Origin of the sequence: Burkholderia sp. Tr-862 (genome assembly GCF_011753085.1) — a bacterium.
Taxonomy (GTDB): domain Bacteria; phylum Pseudomonadota; class Gammaproteobacteria; order Burkholderiales; family Burkholderiaceae; genus Burkholderia; species Burkholderia ambifaria.
In genome coordinates, this window is sequence record NZ_VWWG01000123.1 from 1 (window position 1) to 20,259 (window position 20,259).

A 20,259-nucleotide genomic window follows, 5' to 3' on the forward strand; every position below is an offset into this window, starting at 1 on the left:
GCGTACGCGCCGAGCGAATTCATCGCCGTGTACTGATCGACGTGCCCGAGCGACGTGCGGCCGGAAAAGATTGCGGCCGTCACCGGACGATAGACGGGGTGGTACAGGTTGAGCGACGGCGCGAGCGTCAGCTACGAACTCGACCTGTTCGGCCGCGTGCGGCGCAGCGTCGAATCCGCGCAGGCCGGCTCCGAGCAGGCGCGCGACGATTTCGCGAACGCGCGCCTCGTGCTGAGCGCCGATCTCGCATCGAGCTACTTCGCACTGCGCGAGCTCGACACCGAGATCGACGTCGTCAAGCGCTCGATCGACCTGCAGCAGAAGGCGCTCGACTACGTGAGCGCGCGCCACGAGCTCGGCGCGGTGTCCGGCCTCGACCTGCTGCAGCAACGCTCGCAACTCGATGCGACGCGCACGCAGGCGCAGTTGCTGATCCAGCAGCGCGCGCAGGTCGAGACGGCGATCGCCACGCTGGTCGGCACGCCGGCCCCGGCGTTCTCGCTGCCGCCGCGCGTGGTGCCGATCAACGCGCCCGCGCTGCCGACCGGGATGCCGAGCGATCTGCTGCAGCGGCGGCCCGACGTCGCGTCGGCCGAGCGCGCGATGGCCGCCGCGAACGCGCAGATCGGCGTCGCGCGCGCCGCGTACTTCCCGCGCATCGCGCTGTCGCCGGACATCGGCTGGGACGCGACGCGCTTCTCCGGCCTGTTTACCGTGCCGGCGCTGCTGTGGTCGCTCGGCGCGTCGGTCAGCCAGCCGCTGTTCCAGGGCGGCAAGCTGAAGGCCGGCGTCGATTTCGCGCAGGCCGGCTACGTGGCCGCGCAGGCCAGTTATCGGCAGACCGTGCTCACCGCGTTCCAGGAGGTGCAGAATGCGGTGACGGGCCTGTCGGTGCTGGCGCAGGCCGCGCAGCAGGCGTCGGCGGCCGTCGACGACGCGCGCAAGCTCGTGTCGCTCGCGCAGGACCGCTATACGGGCGGCCTGACGCCGTTCATCGACGTGCTGACGGCCCAGCAGCAACTACTGACGAGCGAGCGCCAGGCCGTGCAGATCCAGGGCCAGCGCGCGGCGCTCGTCGTGTTTCTCGCGAAGGCGCTCGGCGGCGGCTGGGACGGCGGCGCGACGCCGACCGATGTCGCGACGGCCAGCCCGCAGCCCGCCGCGGGCGTCGGCCCCTAACCTCCGGATAGGCGAACGAATCCATGAAAGTCCTGATCGTCGAAGACGAACCGAAAGTCGTCGAATACCTGAAGAGCGGCCTGACCGAGGAAGGCTGGGTCGTCGACACCGCGCTCGACGGCGAGGACGGCGCGTGGAAGGCCATCGAATTCGACTACGACGTGGTCGTGCTCGACGTGATGCTGCCGAAACTCGACGGCTTTGGCGTGCTGCGCGCGTTGCGCGCGCAGAAGCAGACGCCCGTGATCATGCTGACCGCGCGCGACCGCGTCGACGACCGCGTGCGCGGGCTGCGCGGCGGCGCCGACGACTACCTGACCAAGCCCTTCTCGTTCCTCGAGCTGATCGAGCGGCTGCGCGCGCTCACGCGCCGCGCGCGCGTGCAGGAATCGACGCTGATCTCGATCGGCGACCTGCGCGTCGACCTGATCGGCCGCCGCGCGACCCGCGACGGCACGCGCCTCGACCTCACCGCGCAGGAATTCCAGTTGCTCGGCGTGCTCGCGCGGCGCAGCGGCGAGGTGCTGTCGAAAACGACGATCGCCGAGCTCGTGTGGGATGTGAACTTCGACAGCAACGCGAACGTCGTCGAGACGGCGATCAAGCGCCTGCGCGCGAAGCTCGACGGCCCGTTCGCGGAGAAACTGCTGCACACGATCCGCGGCATGGGCTATGTGCTCGAGGCGCGCGAGGAAGGCGACGTGGAGCGGCACGCATGAAACGCTCGATCACCCTGCGGCTGTCGGCGATGTTCGGCATTGTGTCGCTGCTCGTGTTCACGCTGGTCGGCTGCGGGCTGTTCGTGATGATGGAGCGCCAGCTGTTCGCCGAACTGCGCGCGACGATCGACACGCGCGCGAAGGTCGCGCAGATGATCGTGTCGCACGCGACCACCGCCGCGCGCGGCCGCCTGATGCAGGAAAAGCTCGCCGATCTCGAACCGCCCGACGGATCGACGCGCTACCAGATCGAGAGCCCCGACGCCGATTTCCGCTTCGGCCATCCGGTCAACGGCGTGCCCGTCGGCGAGCCGTTCGGTGCGTTCCAGCAGTACGCGCTCAACGACAGCAGCTACGACGTGATGACGAAGACCGTCGCGCTCGCCGGCAGCGGCGAGCGGCCCGACCTGAAGCTGATCGTCGCGACGTCGTGCGAGCGCACGCAGCGGATGCTGCGCCGGTTCGCGTGGACGCTCGCCGCGCTGATCGCGACGGCCACCGTGCTCACGCTGCTGCTGAGCCGCACGGTCGCGCGCTTCGGGCTCGCACCGCTCGAACGACTGTCGCAGGACGCCGCAGCCATCAGTGCCACCAATCGCCGCCAGCGGCTGCATACTGACGCGCTGCCGACCGAGCTGCGCGATCTCGCCGCGTCGTTCAACGGTGCGCTCGAGCGCATCCAGCAAACCTATGCGCGGCTCGAGGCGTTCAATGCGGATGTCGCGCACGAGCTGCGCACGCCGATCAGCATCCTGATCGGCCAGACCCAGGTTGCGCTGACGAGCCGCGACCGCTCGGTCGACCGGATGCGCCAGACGCTGCAGTCGAACCTCGAAGAGTTCGAACGGTTGCGCGTGATCATCAACGACATGCTGTTCCTGTCGCGCAGCGATCGCGGCGAACGCGCGACCGACCTGAAGCACGTGTCGCTCGCCGACGAAGTGCGGCGCATGCTCGACTTCCTCGAAATTCCGCTCGATGAAGCGCAATTGCGTGCCGAACTGCACGGCGATGCGCGCGCGGCGGTCGACCCTTCGCTGTTCCGCCGCGCGATGACGAACCTGCTGATCAACGCGATCCAGCATTCGGCGCCCGGCGCGACGCTGAACGTGACGATCACGCGCCGCGACACGCTCGTCGACGTGTCGGTCGCGAACCCCGGCGAGCCGATCGATCCCGCGCAGCGCTCGCACGTGTTCGAGCGCTTCTACCGGCTCGAGGAAGCGCGCGCGAACAGCAAGGAGAACCACGGGCTGGGGCTGTCGATCGTCAAGGCGGTCGCGGAGATGCACGGCGGCAGCGTGTTCGTCGCATGTTCGGACGGCATCAATACGTTCGGCTTCTCGGTGTCGACGCAACCGTGCAGCGGCGACCCGCTGCCCGCGCCTTGCATTGACGGCGGCCGCGCCGCCGAGGGGAGTTTTCTTCAATACGGACCCGCGCGGCTTCGTTAGTCTCGATGCGACTTTGACATTCGCATGGAGGCACCTGATGAGCATGCTGGTTTCGATGGCCGCGTTCGCGCTGGCGTCGTCGATCACACCCGGTCCCGTCAATATCGTCGCGCTGAGCGCGGGCGCGCGCCACGGTCTCGGCGCAAGCCTGCGCTATGCGGCCGGCGCGACGCTTGGCTTCGTCGCGCTGTTCCTGCTGATCGGCCTCGGGCTGCACGCCGCGCTCGCGCGCTGGCCGATGCTGACTACCGCCACCCAGTGGGCGGGGATCGCGTTCCTGCTTTATCTTGCGCTGCGGCTCGCGCTCGACGACGGCCGGTTATCGGCCGACCCGGCCGACCCGGACGCACCGAACGTCGCCGGCCCGTCGGCCGCGGCCGGCGCGGCGATGCAGTGGCTCAATCCGAAGGCGTGGCTCGCGTGCGTGGCCGCGATGGGCGCGTATGCGGCCGACGGCGACCGCGCGCAGGTGTGGCAATTCGCGGCGCTGTATCTGGTGATCTGCTTTGCGTCGATCGCGTGCTGGGCGTATGCGGGCGCCTCGCTGCGGCATCGGCTCGCGAATGCGCGGCGGATGCGGCTGTTCAACCGCGCGATGGCACTGCTGCTCGCGGGTAGCGCGCTTTATCTGCTCGATATCTAGCGCGGGCGCTTCGACGTGTTTTTGCGGCGGATGGAGTGCGGATGACCGATGTTGCACGCTGTCGCCGGCAGCGGGCCACCCTTCCCGCGCTCAGCTCGCGGCGCTTCGATATTGCCCGGGCGTGGCGGCCGCGATGCGCCGGAACGCGCGCTGGAAGTGCGCCTGATCCGCGAAGCCCGCATCGAGCGCGACGTCGGCGATCGGCCGGCCGCGGCGCAACTCCGCGCGGCCATACTGCACGCGGCGGTCGATCAGGAACGCATGCGGCGTCATTCCATAACGCGCGTTGAACGCGCGGATCAGGTAGGACGGCGACAGGTCGGCGGCCGCGCAGATCGCATCGAGCGTGACGGCCTGACGGCAATGCGCGGCGATGTAGTCGGCCGCCCGCGCGAGCTTCGCATTGTCGGCCCCGCGCCGCGCGTCGTCGGGCAGCTCGCGATCGAGCGCGCCGTGCAGCCCGGTGAAGAATTCGACCGCCGCGCTTTCCTTGCCGAGCGGATCGACGCCGGGCGCCACGAGCGTGCGGTAAAAGCGGCCGAACTGCGCGAACAGGTCGCGCCGTTCGGTCAATTTCGGCGAAAACCCGTGAAAATCGCGGTTCGGATCGCGCCCGAGCGAATGCTGCAGACGCGCGAGCCACGGCACGTCCACGTAGACCATCCGGTACGCCCATGCGTCGGGGCCGTACGGATTGCACGCATGCACCTGCTCTGGATCGATGATCACGAGCACGCCGCACCCGACGTGTTCCTTCGTCGCGCCGTTCAGGTAGGTGCTCGTGCCGCCGACGATCGCGCCGAGCGAAAACGTGTCGTGCGTGTGCTTCGCGTAGCAGATCGTCCGCCCGTCGTCGACGGTGCGCGCCTCGATGAACGGCAGCGCGGCGTCGCGCCAGAACGGCGACGGCACGGCGAGGGTGTTGGCGGAACGGCTCACGCGACAGGCTCCCGGATCGGACGGCGAACGCACACCGTACAAGACTGCGCGGCGCGATGCAACCGCGCCCTGACGCATCGCGGCCGGATCGCCTAAGCTTTGAATTCCGACCGCCGCGGCGGACGCGGCGGGTTCCGTTCCCTCTTTCAACCGGTACGCTCATGCACATCGATCTGACAGGCAAGACCGCGGTCGTCACCGCTTCCACCGCCGGCATCGGGCTGGCGATCGCCGAAGGGCTCGCGCACGCGGGCGCACGTGTCGTCGTCAACGGCCGCAGCGACGGGTCGGTCGAGTCCGCGCTCGCGCTGTTGCGCACCGCGGTGCCCGACGCGGACATCGACGGCGTCGCCGCCGACCTGTCCGACGCCACCGGCGTCGCGCGCATCACGCAGCACACGCCGGAGGCCGACATCCTCGTCAACAACGCGGGCATCTACGGGCTGAAGGGTTTCTTCGACATCGACGACGACGAATGGACCCACTACTTCCAGATGAACGTCATGTCCGGCGTGCGTCTCGCACGGCACTATCTGAAGGGCATGCTCGAGCGCAACGCGGGCCGCATCGTGTTCATTTCGTCGGAATCGGGCCTGAACATCCCGGTCGACATGATTCACTATGGGTTCACGAAGACCGCGCAGTTGGCGATCGCACGTGGCCTCGCGAAGGTCGCGGCCGGTACCAGCGTGACCGTCAATTCGGTGTTGCCGGGGCCGACGATGTCGGAAGGCGTGGGCGCGATGCTGAAAGCGACGGCCGACGAAACGGGCCGCAGCATCGACGAAGTCGCGGTGGATTTCGTGCGCAGCCAGCGCGCGAGCTCGATCATTCAGCGGCCGGCGACGACGGAGGAAGTCGCGAACCTCGTCGTGTACGTATGCTCGCCGCAGGCCTCGGCGACGACCGGCGCGGCGTTGCGCGTCGATGGCGGCGTGGTCGATACGATTGCTTGATGGCCGCCGCTAGCCCGATGACGGGCATTGCGGGCACAGCAGGCGCCCCGCCGCCCTATCGGGAAACGGTCTTGCCCAGCTGGAGCGTGCCCTTGCGGTCGGCGTCCATGCAGGTATCGAAGCCGTATTGCGTAACGACACCGGCCTTGTCGAACACGACGAAGTAAGGCCGGTGATCGTTGCCGTGCTCGATGAAGTAGTTGTAGCAGACGCCGCTGCCGTTGCGGACCATCCACACGCTGCGCGGGTTGCCGCCCGCGCGGACGACGTCGGCGCGCGTCGCGCCGTGTCGCGACGCGGCCCTCGCCAGCGGCGTGCGCGAATACGAGAACGGCAGCCACGAGTCGAACCACGCGCAGCCGTGCAGCATCAGGCAACTGGCGGCCAGCGACAGCGTCGCGGCGGGACGATACATCGAAATCAATCGCATGCTTGGAGAAATCTGCTGCGCCATGCCGGCGTGATCGAAAGCCCCATGCTACTCGACCTTTGGGTCCGGATCGAAAAGAAATATAGAGACTTGTGTCCGACGCTCCGCTTGACGCCGTCCGGCCCGCGCCCGATCGTTGCGAACCGTTGCGGCACCGCGCCGCCTCGCACGCGCCTCGATGCCGTTGCGCCCATGGCCCGAATCGGCGCAACGACCGGCATCGTCATGCGACCCATTCGGCCCACAGCATCGTGAGCACCGTCATCAGCGCGGGGCCGACGAACAGCCCGATCAGCCCGAACGTCTCGGCGCCGCCGAGGATGCCGAACAGCACGAGCAGGAACGGCAAGCGGGTCGAGCTGCCGATCAGCACCGGCCGCACGAAATGCTCGGCGACGAACACGACCACGGAGCCGACCACCAGCACCACGACGGCCCACACGGTCGCACCCTGCACGAACAGCCAGAGCGCCGCGCCGCAGAACACGATCGGCGCGCAGAACGGCAGCATCGCGGCGACGGCCGTGACCAGGCCGAGCAGCGCCGCGTGCGGCACGCCCGCCAGCGCATAGGCGACGCCCAGAATCGCGCCCTCGCCGAGCCCGACGACGACGAGCCCCGTCACCGTCCCGTACACCGCCGCGACCATCCGCTCGATCAGCTCGCCGCCGCCGGGGCCGAACGCGCGCCGCGCGCCGTGCAGCAATGCGCCCGACAACTTGTGGCCGGCCCTCAGGATCACAAACAGCGTGACCAGCATGAAGCCGAACTCGAACAGCGCATGCGCGAGCTTGGTGCCGAACTGCCGCCCGAACGCGAGAAACTTCTCGCCGCTCGCGCCGTGCATCGCGGTGCCCGCATGCAGCGGATGACCGAGATTGGCCTGCCACCAGTCGGTGACCTGCGCGGCCCCGTACGGCAGCCGGCCGATGACGTCGGGCAGCGGAATGCCGTTGTCCTGGATCGACTGCAGCCACATGCGCAGGTCGTGCTCCTGCGAGATCGCCTGCCCGAGCGCAAGCGCGACCGGCAGGACCACCAGCAGCGACACGCCCACGGTGATCACGGTCGCGATCAGGGTCGGCCGGTTGCGAAACCAGCGTTCGGATTCGAGGCGTTTCAGCAACGGCCACAACGCGATCGCAATCACGCACGCCCACGCGATGGCAGGAAGGAAGTCGCGGATCACCCACAGCGCGAGCAGCAGCAGCGCCGCATACAGCACGACGCGGGCGATCTGCTGAGCGCGCGGCCGCGCGGCGGAATCCTGGGACGGCGACACATGTACGCGCATGGCACCTCTGTCGAAATGAAAAAAATGGCGGTTCGCGCAGGCCGGAAGCCTGTACGAACCGCCATTCTATCCATCGGCACCGCAACGGCATGCGGTCGCGATGTCATGCATCGTCAAATGCGTGCCGCAAACGCGGCACCGCCGCACGCTGCAACGCGTGCTCAGGCCACCTTGTCGGCGACCCGGTAGCGCTCGAGCCAGTGCGCGTACGGCGCGGGCAGCGTCCACGACGGACGCTCGACGCCGAGCTGCTTGGCCGCGTAGTACGGCCAGTGCGGATCGGCAAGATGCGCGCGGCCGACCATCACGAGGTCGAGCTGCTGCTCGGCGACGACGCGATTGGCGAGTTGCGGCGTGTCGATGCCCCATGCGGACGACACCGGCAGGCCGGCCTCGCGGCGCACGCGTTCCGCGATCGGTGCGAGGAACGCCGGGCCCCACGGAATCTGCGCGTCGGGCGTCGAGAAGCCGACCGACACGCTCAGCATGTCGAGCCCTTCCTGCTTCATGCGCTGCGTGAGCGCGATCGATTCGGCGAGCGTCTCTTCGTCGCGGCCGTCGTATTCGATCACGCCGAGACGCGCGGTCAGCGGCAGGTGCTCCGGCCAGACCTGGCGGACAGCCTTCAGCGTGTCGACGATGAAGCGGCCGCGGTTTTCGGCGGAACCGCCGTACTCGTCGTCGCGCTGGTTCGCATGCACCGAGAAGAAGCTCTGGCCGAGATAGCCGTGCGCGAAGTGCAGTTCGAGCCATTCGAAGCCGAGATCGCGGGCACGCTTCGCCGATGCGACGAAGTCGGCCTGCACGCGGGCGATGTCGTCGTGCGTCATCGCCCGCGGCACCTTCGGCAGGTGCGCGCCGAACGGCACGGCCGACGGTGCGATGGTCTGCCAGCCGCGCGGATCGCCTTCGGCGATGTGGTCGTCACCTTCCCACGGACGGTTCGCGCTCGCCTTGCGGCCCGCATGCGCGATCTGTATGCCCGGCACCGCACCGGCCGCCTTGATCGCCGCGACCGACGGCGCGAACGCCTCGGCCTGCGCGTCGGTCCACAGCCCGGCGCAGCCCGGCGTGATGCGGCCTTCCGGCGACACGGCCGTCGCCTCGGCGATCACGAGGCCCGCGCCGCCGCGCGCGATGCTGGCCAGATGCACGTGATGCCAGTCGTTGACGACGCCGTCTTCGGCGACGTACTGGCACATCGGCGGCACCGCGATGCGGTTGCGCAGCGTGACATCCTTGAGTTTGAACGGTTCGAACAGGGCAGACATCGACACTCCTTTGCTTGGTTCTACGAAACAACTGGATGACCCGCCGTGCGGTGTGCACGACGGAGCGATGGGGGCCGTCGCGGGGCGCGGGGGCGCGGCGCGCCCGACGACGCAAGCGGCGTGGCGCCGGTCGTGCCGGCGCCGGCCGGCTTACTGGCGGCCGAGCTTCGCGAGCAGCGCCTCGGCAGCGGGTTCCGACGACGCGGGGTTCTGCCCGGTGATCAGCAGCCCGTCGGTGACGACATGCGGCGCCCAGTCGGCGCTGCGCTCGAACTGCGCGCCGTTGGTCGTCAGCATGTCCTCGACAAGGAACGGCACGACTTCGGTCAGCTCGACCGCCGCTTCCTCGCTGTTGGTGAAGCCCGTCACACGCTTGCCGCGCACGACCGACTCGCCGGTTTTCGGATCCTTCACGTGGCGCAGCACGCCCGGCGCGTGGCACACGGCCGCGACCGGCTTGCCGGCCGACAGCGCGCGCTCGATCAGGCCGATCGAGTGCAGATCCTCGGCGAGATCCCATAGCGGACCATGGCCGCCCGGATAGAACACCGCGTCGTAATCGTCGACCGACACGTCGGTCAGCTTGCGGGTGGCGGCGAGCTCGGCCTTGGCCGCCGGATCCGCGTCGAAGCGGCGCGTCGCGTCGGTTTGCGCGGTGGGATCGCTGCTTTTCGGGTCGAGCGGCGGCTGGCCGCCCTTCGGCGACACGAGCGTCAGCTCGACGCCCGCATCCTTGAACGCGTAGTACGGGGCGGCCAGTTCCTCGAGCCAGAAGCCTGTTTTCTTGCCGGTGTCGCCGAGCGTGTCGTGCGAGGTCAGGACAACCAGAATCTTCATGATCGACACTCCTTCGAAATGGGGGAACGGGGCCGCGTCACGGCCGCGGCCAGCGTGACGCACGCCGCGTGCCGGCGACGACGGCTCGCCTGCCGGTTAGTCAGCTGGCGCGCGTCAACGTGCCAGCCACCTACCGAAAATGTTTCCCGAGGCTATTAGACCAGTCGTCTAGTCTCGCCTCGAAAAAAAGACGGCATCTCCTGCACGACCAGCATCGCCGCGCGATATGGCATTTTCGCGTTCGGCTGAGTGCGGCAGGAATGACGTCGCATTCATGAGACCGGATAATAGCCTCGGATTAGACCGGTCGTCTAGTAACGTCGCGTTCGGCCCTGTCGGTGACATGGCTTTTGCGGCGGGAGCGCGCCGCGCAACGTTCGTTGCCGCTTGCGCCCCGGCTGCCGCCGCGTCGACTAGCCGGGCAGCGGCCCGTCCGTATCGCCAGCCTCGATCACCGGCATCTCGAGCCGCTGGCCGCGCACGCCGTCCGCGAGCAGCCCCAGCATCAGATCCGCCAGCGCGCGTCCGGACGCCTGTCCGGTCGGCTGCACGACCGCCGTCACCCGATGCGGATGCGCGACCTCCGGCGGCACGCCGTCATAGACGATCAACGACATGTCCCGCCCCAGGCGCACGCCGCGGTCGACCAGCGCGCGGAACGCGCCGCCGCCCGCGATATTGTTGTCGACGAGCAGCGCCGTCGGCGGTTCGGCCCGTGCGAGCAACGTCTGCACGCCCTGCTGCCCGCCGTCGCGCGTAAACGCACACTCGACGAGCAGCGCCGGATCGGGCTCGATGTCGGCCTCGCGCAGCGCCGCGAGATAGCCGGCGCGACGCTGCATCGCGAAATTGAGCGACAGCGGCGCGCTGATCATCGCGATGCGGCGATGGCCGAAGCCGATCAGGCGCCGCACCGCATCGCGTGCGCCCGCCTCGTTGTCGAAATCGAACCAGGCGTAGGGCTCGACGGCCTGCGTGCGGCCATACGCGACATACGGAAACGCTTTCGACCTCAGATACGCGAGGCGCGGATCGTCGACCAGCGTGCGCGCGACGATCAGCCCGTCGACGAGTTTGCCGTCCACGAGCCGTCGATAGGTGTCCAGCTCGGCGTTCGGCCGCGCGGACGCGATGATGAAGTCGAGATTGCGCTCTGCAAGCCGCTCGGTGATGCCCGCAACGACTTCGCCGAAACGCGGATCGCCGAGATCGCCCGCGCCGAACGGATAGACGATGCCGATCGCGTCGGAGCGCCCCGTCGCCAGCCGGCGCGCGGTCGGATCCGCAACGTAACCGAGCTCCCGCGCGGCCTTCATCACGCGCTCGCGGGTCGCCTCGCTCACGTCGTCATAGCCGTTCAGCGCGCGACTGACCGTCGTGCGCGACAGCCCGAGCGCGTCCGACAACGCCTTCAGATTCACCTTCACGTCGCTCCTCGCGTTATGCATGCCAATCGGCCATTCCCGCTTGCGCGGCAATTATTGCCGATTGGTAGTTATTACCGTCAAATATTTATCTTTTGACGTCCAAACCGGTTTGAAATAGCATCCAAACCGGTTTGGACATCGATGTCGCCGTCAGCCGTTCCCTTTCACCGTCAACGGAAACAAAAGCCAACATGACTTATTTTCCTTTTTGCCGCGCGACTGCGGCCAAACGTTTGCTGTTCGCCGGCGCCGCACTGGCCGCTTTCGCGTCCGCCGCGCATGCGCAAACCGCCGGGGCGCCCGCACCGACGCCGCACACGCAGCAGGCCTACGACCCCGAGGGCAACTTCACGATGCGCTGGACCCGTGCGGACATCCGCCAGATCGTCGCGCAGTCACATACGGCCGGCGCCGACAAGAATTCGCTGCCGCAAGCGCTGTCGATGCCGGACATTCCGCAGGACTTCCCGCTGATCAACTCCAACGTGTGGGTGTGGGACACCTGGCCGCTGGCCGACCTGCGCGCGAACCAGCTGAGCTACAAGGGCTGGGAAGTGATCTTCTCGCTGACCGCGGACCCGCACGCCGGCTACACGTTCGATGATCGTCACGTCCATGCGCGCATCGGCTTCTTCTATCGCCGGGCCGGCGTTCCCGCGTCGCAGCGGCCGGCGAACGGCGGCTGGATCTGGGGCGGCCATCTGTTCCCGGACGGCGCGAGCGCCAAGGTGTTCGGCACGTCGCCGATGACCAACAATGCCGAATGGTCGGGCTCGGCGCGCCTCACGCACGGCGACAACGTCAGCCTTTACTACACCGCGACGTCGTTCAACCGCTCGGCGCCCGGCGGCGCCGACATCACGCCGCCGCAGGCGATCATCACGCGCGCCGACGGCCACATCCAGGCCGACGACAAGCACGTGTGGTTCACCGGCTTCGACGATCACAAGGCACTGCTGCAGCCGGACGGCAACTACTACCAGACGGGCCAGCAGAACACCTACTTCTCGTTCCGCGATCCGTTCGTGTTCACCGATCCCGCGCATCCGGGCAAGACCTACATGGCGTTCGAAGGCAATACGGGCGGCCAGCGCGGCGCCCGGACCTGCACCGAGGCCGACCTCGGCTACGCGCCGAACGATCCGTACAAGGAAGACCTGAACGCCGTAATGAACTCGGGCGCAGTGTATCAAAAGGCCAATGTCGGCCTGGCGGTCGCAACGAACCCGCAGCTCACCGAATGGAAATTCCTGCCGCCGATCCTGTCCGCGAACTGCGTCGACGACCAGACCGAGCGTCCGCAGATCTACCTGAAGGACGGCAAGTACTACCTGTTCACGATCAGCCACCGCACGACGATGGCCGCCGGCGTCGACGGGCCTGACGGCGTCTATGGCTTCGTCGGCAACGGCATCCGCAGCGACTACCTGCCGCTGAACGGCGGCAGCGGACTCGTGCTCGGCAACCCGACCGACTTCTCCGCGCCGGCCGGTGCGCCGTATTCGCAGGACCCGAACCAGAACCCGCGCGAGTTCCAGTCGTATTCGCACTACGTGATGCCGGGCGGGCTCGTCGAGTCGTTCATCGACGCGATCGGTCCGCGTCGCGGCGGCACGCTCGCGCCGACCGTGAAGGTCAACATCAACGGCACGTCGACGGCGGTCGACCGCGGCTACGGACGCGGCGGCCTCGGCGGGTACGGCGAGATCCCGTCGAACCTGCCCGCGACGGGCGCCGGTCACAACGACGGCGGCGCCGGCACCCGGCCGTAACGGCCGCGGCCGCCTGGCCGCCAGTTCGGCGGGTGCGCATCGCGCGTGCCGCGTGTGCGCCCGCCCTTTTTTGTTCCGCAGATCGCGCATGTCGCCGCCGTACGCGGCATGCGCCCTTCCTTCCCGCTTCGCGCAGCGGAGCACGGGCCCCGCATGAAATCGACGTTTTCCCGCTTTTCCTTCCGGTTCGCCTGCCTGCTCGCCTGTGCGGGCAGCATGCACGCAACCTGCGCCGCGCCGCTCGCGAGCGCGACGCCACAATGGCGACCCGCCATCCATTACACGCCGCAACGCAACTGGATGAACGATCCGAACGGCCTCGTCTACGAAAACGGCCGCTATCACCTGTTCTACCAGTACAACCCGCTCGGCCACGACTGGGGCAACATGTCGTGGGGCCACGCGACCAGCACCGACCTCGTCCACTGGCGCGAGCAGCCGGTCGCGTTGCACGCCAATGCCACGGAGGAAATCTTCTCCGGCTCGATCGTCGCCGACACGCACAATACGTCCGGCCTCGGCGCGCCGGGCGAGACGCCGCTCGTCGCGCTCTATACGAGCGTCTACAAGGCCGGCTCCGGTCACGCGCCCGGCACGCAGGCGCAGTCGCTCGCATACAGCCTCGACCACGGCGCGACGTGGCATCCCTATGCGCGCAATCCGGTGCTTACGCTCGACCCGGAATCGAAGCAGTTCCGCGACCCGAAGGTGTCGTGGTACGCGCCCGGGCGCTACTGGCTGATGACGACGGTCGTCGCCGACGCACACGTCGTGAAGCTCTACCGGTCCGACGACCTGATCCACTGGTCGTTCCTGAGCGACTTCACGCTGCCGGACGTGCCGCATGCGGGCGCGCTGTGGGAAATGCCCGACCTCGTGCCGCTGCCCGTCGACGACGATCCGCGCCACATCAAGTGGGTCATGATCGTCAACGTCAACCCATGGTCGATCGCCGGCGGCTCCGGTGCGATGTATTTCGTCGGCAATTTCGATGGCCGCACATTCGCCCCCGACCGCGTCGCGCCGGCCGGCTCGGACCCCGCGCAATTCCGCTGGGTCGATCATGGCGCCGATTTCTATGCGGCCGGCACGTTCTCGGGGGCACCGGGCGCACGCCCTGTCGCGATTGCGTGGATGAGCAACTGGGACTACGCGGCGAAAGCGCCGACGGCACCCTGGCGCGGCGCGATGACGTTGCCGCGCGAGTTCGCGCTGAAGACGATCGGCGGCGAACCCACGCTCGTCGTGACCCCGGCCGCCGCGTTCGATGCGTGGGCCGACGGGCGGCCCGCCGTGCATGAAGGCGATCTGAGCGTCGAATCCGCCACGCGCGCGCTGTCGGCCGCCACGCGCGGCATCGTTCAGCGCATCACGGTGACGATCACGCCGCAGCGCGCCGCCCGCGCCGGGGTGATCGTCCGTGGATCGGCGGACGGCGCGATCGGCACCCGGATCGTGTACGACACCGCGAAGCGCACGCTGACGCTCGACCGCTCCCGCTCCGGCGCGACGGATTTCGCCGGCACCTTCAGCCGCGAGCACATCGTCGATCTGCCGCTCGAGCACGGACGCGTGCAACTTGAAATCGTCGTCGATCGCGGTTCGGTCGAAGTGTTCGCGAACGGCGGTCGCGTGGCGCTCACGGACCTGATCTTTCCGCCCCGCGACGCGGATCGCGTCGCCGTGTTCGCCGAGCATGGCAGCGCGACGTTCTCGGGGCTGACGGTGACGCAGCTCGATGCGGGTCACGCAGCCCGTGACGACTGTGCATCGCGCTAGCGATACGCATTGACGGCGGGGCTGCGCCGCCCGATGAGGCAAGGCAGCCCCGCCGGTTTCACGCTCAGAGCAAGCCCATCCCGCCCGACGCGATGATTTCCGCGCCGACGATGAAGGCGGACTCGGGCGCGCTCAGGTGCAGCACCGTCGACGCGATTTCGTCCGGCGTGCCGAACCGGCCGATCGGGACGAGGCCCCTGATCTTGTCGGCCGTCTCGTCGAGCGTCGCCGCATCGAGGCCGAGCTTGCCGTACAGCGGCGTCTGCACCGGCCCGGGGCTCACCACGTTCACCCGCACGCCGTGCGGCAGCAATTCCGTCGACAGCGTCTTCGCGAACGAATTGACGGCCGCCTTGCTCGCCGCATACACGGACGAACCCGGCATCCCGATGTGCGCGTTGATCGACCCGTTGATCACGATCGACGCGCCGCGGTTCAGCAGCGGGACGAGCGACTGGATCTGGAAATACGCGCCCTTCACGTTGGTGTTGAACACGAGGTCCCACATCGCCTCGTCGCTATCCGCGAACGGCGCGAGTTTCGCGACGCCCGCATTGATGAACACGGCGTCGAGCCGCACGCCGGACGCCGCGAGCGCGTCCGCCAGCGCCCGCGCCGACGCGACGCTGCCGGCCTCGTTGCGGATCGCCAGCGCGCCGTCGCCGAGCGTCTCGCGTGCGGCGGCAAGCGTCTGCTCGTCGCGGCCGGTGATGACGACCCGCGCGCCTTCGGCCGCGAATGCCCGTGCGGCCGCCAGGCCGATGCCGCTGTTGCCGCCCGTGACCAGTACCGTCTTTCCTTCGAAGCGTTGCATGATGTTCTCCTGTGAACCGGTGAGTTGACCGTGAACACAGGATGCGCTCGGCGCCCGGCCGTGCCGTGCGAGGGGCACGGCAGACATGTTCGAAATTTTCGAACATGTTCGAGGAAGGCCGTCCGTCGCGTGCCCGCCTCGCGCATTCAGCCCGACACGTCGATCCCGTCGAGCAGCCGCTGCGCGAGCCGCGGTTCGCGCAGTTGCTCGAGCCACCATTGCAGCGCGCGGCCGTCGCGGTCGCTGCGCCATGCGACATACAGCACGTTCGGTTCGCGCGGATCGGCCGTTTCCTTCTCCACGAGTTCGCCGCGCGCAAGCAGCGACGCGACGCGCCGGCGCGGCACCCAGCCGACGCCGAGCCCGTCGCGCTGCGCGAGGATCTTCGCGCGCATCGACGGCACCGCGAGCACCGCCTGGCCGCCGAGCAGCCCGTATACACGGCCGACCGACCGCCGCGACGAATCCGCGACGACCACCGCGCGATGCGCGCCGATCGCGTCCCGCGTGAGCCGCTCGCTCGCCGCCGCCAGCGGATGACGCGGCGATACCGCGAACACCCACTCCATCGCGCCGAGCTCGAACCATTTGAAGCCCGGAATCGCCGGCGGCTCGTTGGTCGCGCCGACGACCAGGTCCGCGCGGCCGTCGCGCAGGGCTTCCCAGGTGCCGCCGAGCACTTCGTGCGTGAAACGCAGCGACACGCCCGAATCGAGCGCATCGAACGCGCGAACGACCGGCAGCAGCGTATCGAACTCCAGCACCTCGTCGCTGACGATCGTCAGCCGGTCCTCCCAGCCGCTCGCGACCTGCCGCACGCGCTGCGTGAGCCGTGCGACGTCCAACGCGAGGCGCGACGCCTCGTCGGTCAGTAGCTGGCCCGCGGGCGTGAGCTGCAGCCGGTAGCCGCGCCGGTCGAACAGCAGCGCGTCGAAGCGCGTTTCGAGCTGCCGCGCGGTGTGCGACACCGTCGACGGCGCCTTGCCCAGCCGCGCGGCCGCGCGCGACAGGCTGCCGGTGGCGCGGATCGCATCGAGCAGCGCAAGTTCGTCTTCGGACAGCATGGGGGCACTCCGGTCGGGGACTGTGGTGGATCGTAAGGCAGCGGCGGGCGGCGGTCCAATCGAATGGCGCCGTGCCGGGCGTGGGGCGGAGGCGAGGTCGGCCGGCATGGCCTTCCCGAGCCGCGCGCAGCCGCTCGCGGATTGTTCCCGGAAGCCAATCGGGCAACGCACTTCCGGTATGCTGATCGGCATCTATTCCCCGTATTCGAGGTAGCCACTGCGATGGACATCGCGATCCGCATCGAAGGCCGTCACGACCTGACCGGGCAAATCTTCCGGCAGCTGCGCACCGCGATCGTCGACGGGCGGCTCGAGGGCGGCGCCCGGCTGCCGTCGACGCGCGATCTCGCGAAGCAGCTCGGCGTATCGCGCAAGACGACGCTCGATGCGTTCGAGCGTCTCGTCGCCGAGGGCTACCTGAACACGCGCGCGGGCGACGGCACGTTCGTCGCCGGCGGCCTCGCGCGGGTTCCGCATGCGGCGGTCGCGTCGACACCCTCGCTCATCGAGGACACGCCGCGCGTCCACGCGGTCGACGCACGTGCGCTATGGGACGACCTGCCCGACGCGCTCGCGATGCCGACACCGCAGGCCTCGCCCGCCTTCGACTTCCGCGGCGGCGTGACCGACAAGACGCTGTTCCCGTTCGACGCTTGGCGCCGCTGCCTGCATCACGCATTGCGCCAGCAGGCGCGCGGCCCCGGCCAGTACCACGACCCGGCCGGCGATCCGCAGTTGCGCGGCGCGATCGCGCGTTACGTCGGGTTCAGCCGCGCGGTGGCCTGCGGCTGGGACGACGTGCTCGTCACGCAAGGCGCGCAACAGGCGCTCGATCTGATCGCGCGCGTGGTCGTGCGGCCGGGCGACGTCGTCGCGGTCGAGAACCCCGGCTATCCGCCGGCACGCGCGGCGTTCGCATCGCTCGGCGCGACGGTGATCGGCGTGCCGGTCGACGCACACGGCCTCGTCACCGAGCGGCTGCCCGACGACGCGCGTCTCGTCTACGTGACGCCGTCGCACCAGTTTCCGCTCGGGATGCCGATGACGCTGGACCGTCGTGTCGCGCTGCTCGAATGGGCGCAGCGCCGCCGCGCGGTGATCATCGAGGACGACTACGACGGCGAGTTCCGCTTCGAAGGCCGGCCGGTGGAGTCGCTGAAGAGCCTCGACCGCACGGGCCTTGTCGCATACGTCGGCACGTTCTCGAAGACGATCTTTCCCGAACTGCGGATCGGCTACGCGATTCCGCCGCGCGCGCTGCGCGGCGCGCTCGCCAAGGCGAAGCAGATCGTCGACTGGCATAGCTGCACGCTGACGCAGGCGGCGCTCGCCCGCTTCATGCTGGAAGGCGATTTCGCGCGGCACCTGCGGCGCGTGCAGAAGCACTGCGACGCGCCGCAAGATGCTGCTCGCGCACCTGCGCGGCGGCCTCGCGCCGTGGTTCGACACGATCGTGCCGACCGCCGGCATCCACCTCGCCGCGCTCCTGAAACCCGGGCTCGACGAAGCCGCGCTGATCCGCGCGGCCCGCGAGCACGACATCGGCCTGTACGGGATCTCGGCGTTCCACGTCGGGTCGGCCACGCGCGCGGGGCTGCTGTTCGGCTATGGCGGAATCGACGCGCTGCGCATCGATACCGCACTCGCGAAACTGGCCGCGCTGCTGGGTTCGGGCGATTTCGGCAGGCCGCAACTGGTTACCTGAATTTCTACAGAATTGGTCATTCAAGAAGGCCAGTGGCACGCCTAAAGTGGGTCCTGTCGCGCCCCCGGGCGCACCCATCGAAAAAGGACCTGCCATGCAACCGCGCCTGAACTTCTATACCGCCAGCCCGAACGCGATCAAGGTGATGCGCAATGCCGAGGAATTCATCGCGAAGAGCTCGATCGAGAAACCGCTCGCCGAACTCGTCCGGCTGCGCGCGTCGCAGATCAACGGCTGCGCCTTCTGCGTCGACATGCACACCACCGACGCGCGCAAGGGCGGCGAGACCGACCGACGCCTGGCGACGGTGGTCGCCTGGCGCGAAACGCCGTTCTTCACCGAGCGCGAACGCGCGGCGCTGGAATGGACCGAAGCGCTGACGCTGGTCGCCGACAACCACGTGCCCGATTCCGTCTGGGAAACCGTGAAGCCGCACTTCAGCGACACGGAACTGTTCGACCTGTCGATGCTGATCGCGACGATCAACACGTGGAACCGCTTCGCCATCGCGTTCCGCAAGGTGCCCGAATAAGGGGACGACGATGACGCATTCCGGCTCCCTGCTCCGCCGCGCGGTTCTGTGCGCGTCACTCGCGCTCGGCGTCGCGCTGCCGGCTGCCGCGCACGATGCCGACGACAACGTGCATGCAATCATGCGGCAGGCCGTGCCCGAAGCGCCCGGCAAGCTCGCCGTCATCGCGACCGTTGACTACGCACCCGGCCAGGCGTCCGACGCGCACAAGCATCTCGGCTCGGTGTTCGCGGTCGTGTCGAAAGGCGAAGTACTGTTGCAGGTGAACGACGGCCCGGTGCGCCGCTACCGCGCCGGCGAAGGCTGGTACGAGGCGCCCGGTTCGCGCCACCCGGTGTCGCGCAATGCGAGCGCGACCGAACCCGCGCAGCTCGTCGTGTTCGGGTTGACGGGCGAGCACGATCCGCTGAAGTCGCCGATGGATCAGTGACGACGTTTCAGGCGCGCGTGCCGTGGCGGGCGCGCGCCTGCTTCTCGACCGGTTTCCCCGCCAGTTCCCGCTTTCCGCTTTCCGCTTTCCGCTTCCATACCGCTGCGTCACCGGCTTCGGCCGGCTCCCCTCCGCCGCTTCCTCGTTAGCTGCTCCCTACACGCCGCCCCCGCGCACGGCCCTGCGCCGCGCGGCCTCCCCGCTCGTGCGCACCGCCATTCGGCGCATGCCCGATCGCGAGCGACGCGCGCGAAAACCCTTCCTTGAAATTAACTAACTCATCAATTAGCGTCGTCTGCATGAACGCGAAATCCACCGTCGCCAGGCCGCGCGGGCGCCGCCCGTCGGTGGAGGACTTCGACCTTCGCGATCACATGCTCGACGTGGCGATCCAGCTGTTCGCCGAGCACGGCATCGCCGCGACGACGGTCGCGCAAATCGCCGCGGCCGCCGGCGTCACGTCGGCGATGGTCCACTACTACTTCACGAATCGCGAGCAACTGCTCGACGCGATCGTCGAGGAGCGGCTCGCGCAGGTCATCGCGTTCGTGTGGCGGCCGACCGCGCCGCAGATCGAAAACGATCCGTTCGCGCTCGTCGCCGAACTCGTCGACCGGTTCTTCGACGTCACGCATCGCATGCCGTGGCTGCCGTCGATCTGGCTGCGCGAGATCGTCCACGAAGGCGGCCTGCTGCGCGAGCGGATGGTCCGCCGCATTCCGCTCGAGCATGTCGGGCGTTTTGCCGAACGCATCCGCGCCGCGCAGCAGGCCGGCACGCTGAACCCGTCGCTCGAACCCGCCTTCCTGTTCCATTCGATCATCGCGCTCGTCATGCTGCCGCTCGCGACCGCGAAGCTGTGGCAAAGCGCGCGCGGCCTGCCGCCGATCGATCGCGACGTGCTGCATCGCCACGTCCGCGCGCTGCTCGGCTCCGGCATGCAGCCGCCCGTCACCACACCGGATGCGCGCGCTCGCGCGCCGCGGTGGCCGTCGTGAGCACGGCCCGCGCGCT

Annotated in this window: 17 protein-coding genes and 2 pseudogenes; 11 read left to right on the forward strand and 8 right to left on the reverse strand. The window is 68.7% G+C overall.

The features are described 5' to 3' along the window. Nucleotides 1–117 precede the first annotated feature (117 nt). The 4 genes and pseudogenes from F3J14_RS25405 to F3J14_RS25420 form a co-directional block, all read left to right on the forward strand. A pseudogene (locus F3J14_RS25405) lies at nucleotides 118–1,179 on the forward strand (efflux transporter outer membrane subunit); the annotation flags it as partial. Between the two features lie 23 nt (nucleotides 1,180–1,202). After that, entirely contained in the window at nucleotides 1,203–1,898 is a 696-nt protein-coding gene (locus F3J14_RS25410) for a heavy metal response regulator transcription factor (RefSeq protein WP_166725319.1), read from the forward strand. Then, nucleotides 1,895–3,352 (forward strand): heavy metal sensor histidine kinase, encoded by a 1,458-nt coding sequence (locus tag F3J14_RS25415; RefSeq protein ID WP_247682287.1) that lies wholly within the window; start codon nucleotides 1,895–1,897, stop codon nucleotides 3,350–3,352. Before F3J14_RS25410 ends, F3J14_RS25415 begins: the two co-directional genes overlap by 4 nt. Before the next feature lie 37 nt (nucleotides 3,353–3,389). Beyond that, nucleotides 3,390–3,995, forward strand: a complete 606-nt coding sequence (locus tag F3J14_RS25420) for a LysE family translocator (RefSeq protein WP_166725320.1) — start codon at nucleotides 3,390–3,392, stop codon at nucleotides 3,993–3,995. Between the two features lie 90 nt (nucleotides 3,996–4,085). Here the strand turns inward: F3J14_RS25420 and F3J14_RS25425 are convergent, their stop codons facing one another. Further along, the gene (locus tag F3J14_RS25425; protein WP_166725321.1) at nucleotides 4,086–4,934 is read right to left on the reverse strand and encodes an AraC family transcriptional regulator; all 849 of its coding nucleotides are present in this window, start codon (nucleotides 4,932–4,934) and stop codon (nucleotides 4,086–4,088) included. 161 nt (nucleotides 4,935–5,095) lie between these two features. Between F3J14_RS25425 and F3J14_RS25430 the strand changes: the two genes are divergently transcribed. Beyond that, the gene (locus tag F3J14_RS25430; protein WP_166725322.1) at nucleotides 5,096–5,890 is read left to right on the forward strand and encodes an SDR family NAD(P)-dependent oxidoreductase; all 795 of its coding nucleotides are present in this window, start codon (nucleotides 5,096–5,098) and stop codon (nucleotides 5,888–5,890) included. Nucleotides 5,891–5,945: 55 nt separating this feature from the next. Here the strand turns inward: F3J14_RS25430 and F3J14_RS25435 are convergent, their stop codons facing one another. The 5 genes from F3J14_RS25435 to F3J14_RS25455 all read right to left on the reverse strand — a co-directional run bounded on the left by F3J14_RS25435 (nucleotide 5,946) and on the right by F3J14_RS25455 (nucleotide 11,170). Then, nucleotides 5,946–6,320, reverse strand: coding sequence for a hypothetical protein (locus tag F3J14_RS25435; protein ID WP_166725323.1), 375 nt, complete (start codon nucleotides 6,318–6,320; stop codon nucleotides 5,946–5,948). Nucleotides 6,321–6,543: 223 nt separating this feature from the next. Beyond that, a complete protein-coding gene (locus tag F3J14_RS25440) occupies nucleotides 6,544–7,614 on the reverse strand; it encodes an AI-2E family transporter (protein WP_166725324.1) in 1,071 nt (356 codons plus the stop codon). A 161-nt stretch (nucleotides 7,615–7,775) separates the two neighbouring features. Beyond that, nucleotides 7,776–8,885, reverse strand: coding sequence for an NADH:flavin oxidoreductase/NADH oxidase (locus tag F3J14_RS25445; RefSeq protein ID WP_006754894.1), 1,110 nt, complete (start codon nucleotides 8,883–8,885; stop codon nucleotides 7,776–7,778). Nucleotides 8,886–9,035: 150 nt separating this feature from the next. Then, nucleotides 9,036–9,722 carry a type 1 glutamine amidotransferase domain-containing protein gene (locus F3J14_RS25450; protein WP_166725325.1) on the reverse strand — a complete coding sequence of 229 codons (687 nt, stop codon included), beginning with the start codon at nucleotides 9,720–9,722 and terminating at the stop codon, nucleotides 9,036–9,038. A gap of 413 nt (nucleotides 9,723–10,135) precedes the next feature. Further along, nucleotides 10,136–11,170, reverse strand: coding sequence for a substrate-binding domain-containing protein (locus tag F3J14_RS25455; protein ID WP_166725326.1), 1,035 nt, complete (start codon nucleotides 11,168–11,170; stop codon nucleotides 10,136–10,138). Nucleotides 11,171–11,340: 170 nt separating this feature from the next. Here F3J14_RS25455 and F3J14_RS25460 point away from each other — a divergent pair, with 170 nt between their 5' ends. Then, nucleotides 11,341–12,921, forward strand: a complete 1,581-nt coding sequence (locus F3J14_RS25460; RefSeq protein ID WP_166725327.1) for a glycoside hydrolase family 68 protein — start codon at nucleotides 11,341–11,343, stop codon at nucleotides 12,919–12,921. Between the two features lie 153 nt (nucleotides 12,922–13,074). Further along, nucleotides 13,075–14,700: a glycoside hydrolase family 32 protein gene (locus F3J14_RS25465; protein ID WP_166725328.1), complete on the forward strand. Its 1,626-nt coding sequence runs from the start codon at nucleotides 13,075–13,077 to the stop codon at nucleotides 14,698–14,700. Nucleotides 14,701–14,764: 64 nt separating this feature from the next. Here F3J14_RS25465 and F3J14_RS25470 read toward each other — a convergent pair whose 3' ends face one another. Both F3J14_RS25470 and F3J14_RS25475 read right to left on the reverse strand, forming a co-directional pair. After that, nucleotides 14,765–15,514 carry an SDR family oxidoreductase gene (locus F3J14_RS25470; RefSeq protein WP_166725329.1) on the reverse strand — a complete coding sequence of 250 codons (750 nt, stop codon included), beginning with the start codon at nucleotides 15,512–15,514 and terminating at the stop codon, nucleotides 14,765–14,767. Between the two features lie 146 nt (nucleotides 15,515–15,660). Then, on the reverse strand, nucleotides 15,661–16,578 hold the full coding sequence (locus F3J14_RS25475; protein WP_166725330.1) for a LysR family transcriptional regulator: 918 nt from the start codon (nucleotides 16,576–16,578) through the stop codon (nucleotides 15,661–15,663). A 222-nt stretch (nucleotides 16,579–16,800) separates the two neighbouring features. Here F3J14_RS25475 and F3J14_RS25480 point away from each other — a divergent pair. The 4 genes and pseudogenes from F3J14_RS25480 to F3J14_RS25495 all read left to right on the forward strand — a co-directional run bounded on the left by F3J14_RS25480 (nucleotide 16,801) and on the right by F3J14_RS25495 (nucleotide 20,243). After that, a pseudogene (locus tag F3J14_RS25480) lies at nucleotides 16,801–18,283 on the forward strand (PLP-dependent aminotransferase family protein). A 94-nt stretch (nucleotides 18,284–18,377) separates the two neighbouring features. Continuing rightward, nucleotides 18,378–18,815, forward strand: a complete 438-nt coding sequence (locus F3J14_RS25485) for a carboxymuconolactone decarboxylase family protein (protein ID WP_166725331.1) — start codon at nucleotides 18,378–18,380, stop codon at nucleotides 18,813–18,815. A 10-nt stretch (nucleotides 18,816–18,825) separates the two neighbouring features. Continuing rightward, the gene (locus F3J14_RS25490) at nucleotides 18,826–19,245 is read left to right on the forward strand and encodes a cupin domain-containing protein (RefSeq protein ID WP_166725332.1); all 420 of its coding nucleotides are present in this window, start codon (nucleotides 18,826–18,828) and stop codon (nucleotides 19,243–19,245) included. Between the two features lie 299 nt (nucleotides 19,246–19,544). Continuing rightward, complete coding sequence (locus F3J14_RS25495) at nucleotides 19,545–20,243, forward strand: TetR/AcrR family transcriptional regulator (RefSeq protein ID WP_166725333.1); 699 nt, start codon at nucleotides 19,545–19,547, stop codon at nucleotides 20,241–20,243. Nucleotides 20,244–20,259: the final 16 nt, after the last annotated feature.

Excerpts from the sequence above, each read along its gene's own strand:
- F3J14_RS25415 (WP_247682287.1), top strand. The coding sequence starts at position 1,895 with ATGAAACGCTCGATCACCCTGCGGCTGTCGGCGATGTTCGGCATTGTG.
- F3J14_RS25495 (WP_166725333.1), top strand. The coding sequence starts at position 19,545 with ATGAACGCGAAATCCACCGTCGCCAGGCCGCGCGGGCGCCGCCCGTCG.
- F3J14_RS25470 (WP_166725329.1), bottom strand. The coding sequence starts at position 15,514 with ATGCAACGCTTCGAAGGAAAGACGGTACTGGTCACGGGCGGCAACAGC.
- F3J14_RS25465 (WP_166725328.1), top strand. The coding sequence starts at position 13,075 with ATGAAATCGACGTTTTCCCGCTTTTCCTTCCGGTTCGCCTGCCTGCTC.
- F3J14_RS25490 (WP_166725332.1), top strand. The coding sequence starts at position 18,826 with ATGACGCATTCCGGCTCCCTGCTCCGCCGCGCGGTTCTGTGCGCGTCA.
- F3J14_RS25435 (WP_166725323.1), bottom strand. The coding sequence starts at position 6,320 with ATGCGATTGATTTCGATGTATCGTCCCGCCGCGACGCTGTCGCTGGCC.
- F3J14_RS25450 (WP_166725325.1), bottom strand. The coding sequence starts at position 9,722 with ATGAAGATTCTGGTTGTCCTGACCTCGCACGACACGCTCGGCGACACC.
- F3J14_RS25485 (WP_166725331.1), top strand. The coding sequence starts at position 18,378 with ATGCAACCGCGCCTGAACTTCTATACCGCCAGCCCGAACGCGATCAAG.
- F3J14_RS25460 (WP_166725327.1), top strand. The coding sequence starts at position 11,341 with ATGACTTATTTTCCTTTTTGCCGCGCGACTGCGGCCAAACGTTTGCTG.
- F3J14_RS25440 (WP_166725324.1), bottom strand. The coding sequence starts at position 7,614 with ATGCGCGTACATGTGTCGCCGTCCCAGGATTCCGCCGCGCGGCCGCGC.
- F3J14_RS25445 (WP_006754894.1), bottom strand. The coding sequence starts at position 8,885 with ATGTCTGCCCTGTTCGAACCGTTCAAACTCAAGGATGTCACGCTGCGC.
- F3J14_RS25410 (WP_166725319.1), top strand. The coding sequence starts at position 1,203 with ATGAAAGTCCTGATCGTCGAAGACGAACCGAAAGTCGTCGAATACCTG.
- F3J14_RS25430 (WP_166725322.1), top strand. The coding sequence starts at position 5,096 with ATGCACATCGATCTGACAGGCAAGACCGCGGTCGTCACCGCTTCCACC.
- F3J14_RS25420 (WP_166725320.1), top strand. The coding sequence starts at position 3,390 with ATGAGCATGCTGGTTTCGATGGCCGCGTTCGCGCTGGCGTCGTCGATC.
- F3J14_RS25455 (WP_166725326.1), bottom strand. The coding sequence starts at position 11,170 with ATGCATAACGCGAGGAGCGACGTGAAGGTGAATCTGAAGGCGTTGTCG.
- F3J14_RS25475 (WP_166725330.1), bottom strand. The coding sequence starts at position 16,578 with ATGCTGTCCGAAGACGAACTTGCGCTGCTCGATGCGATCCGCGCCACC.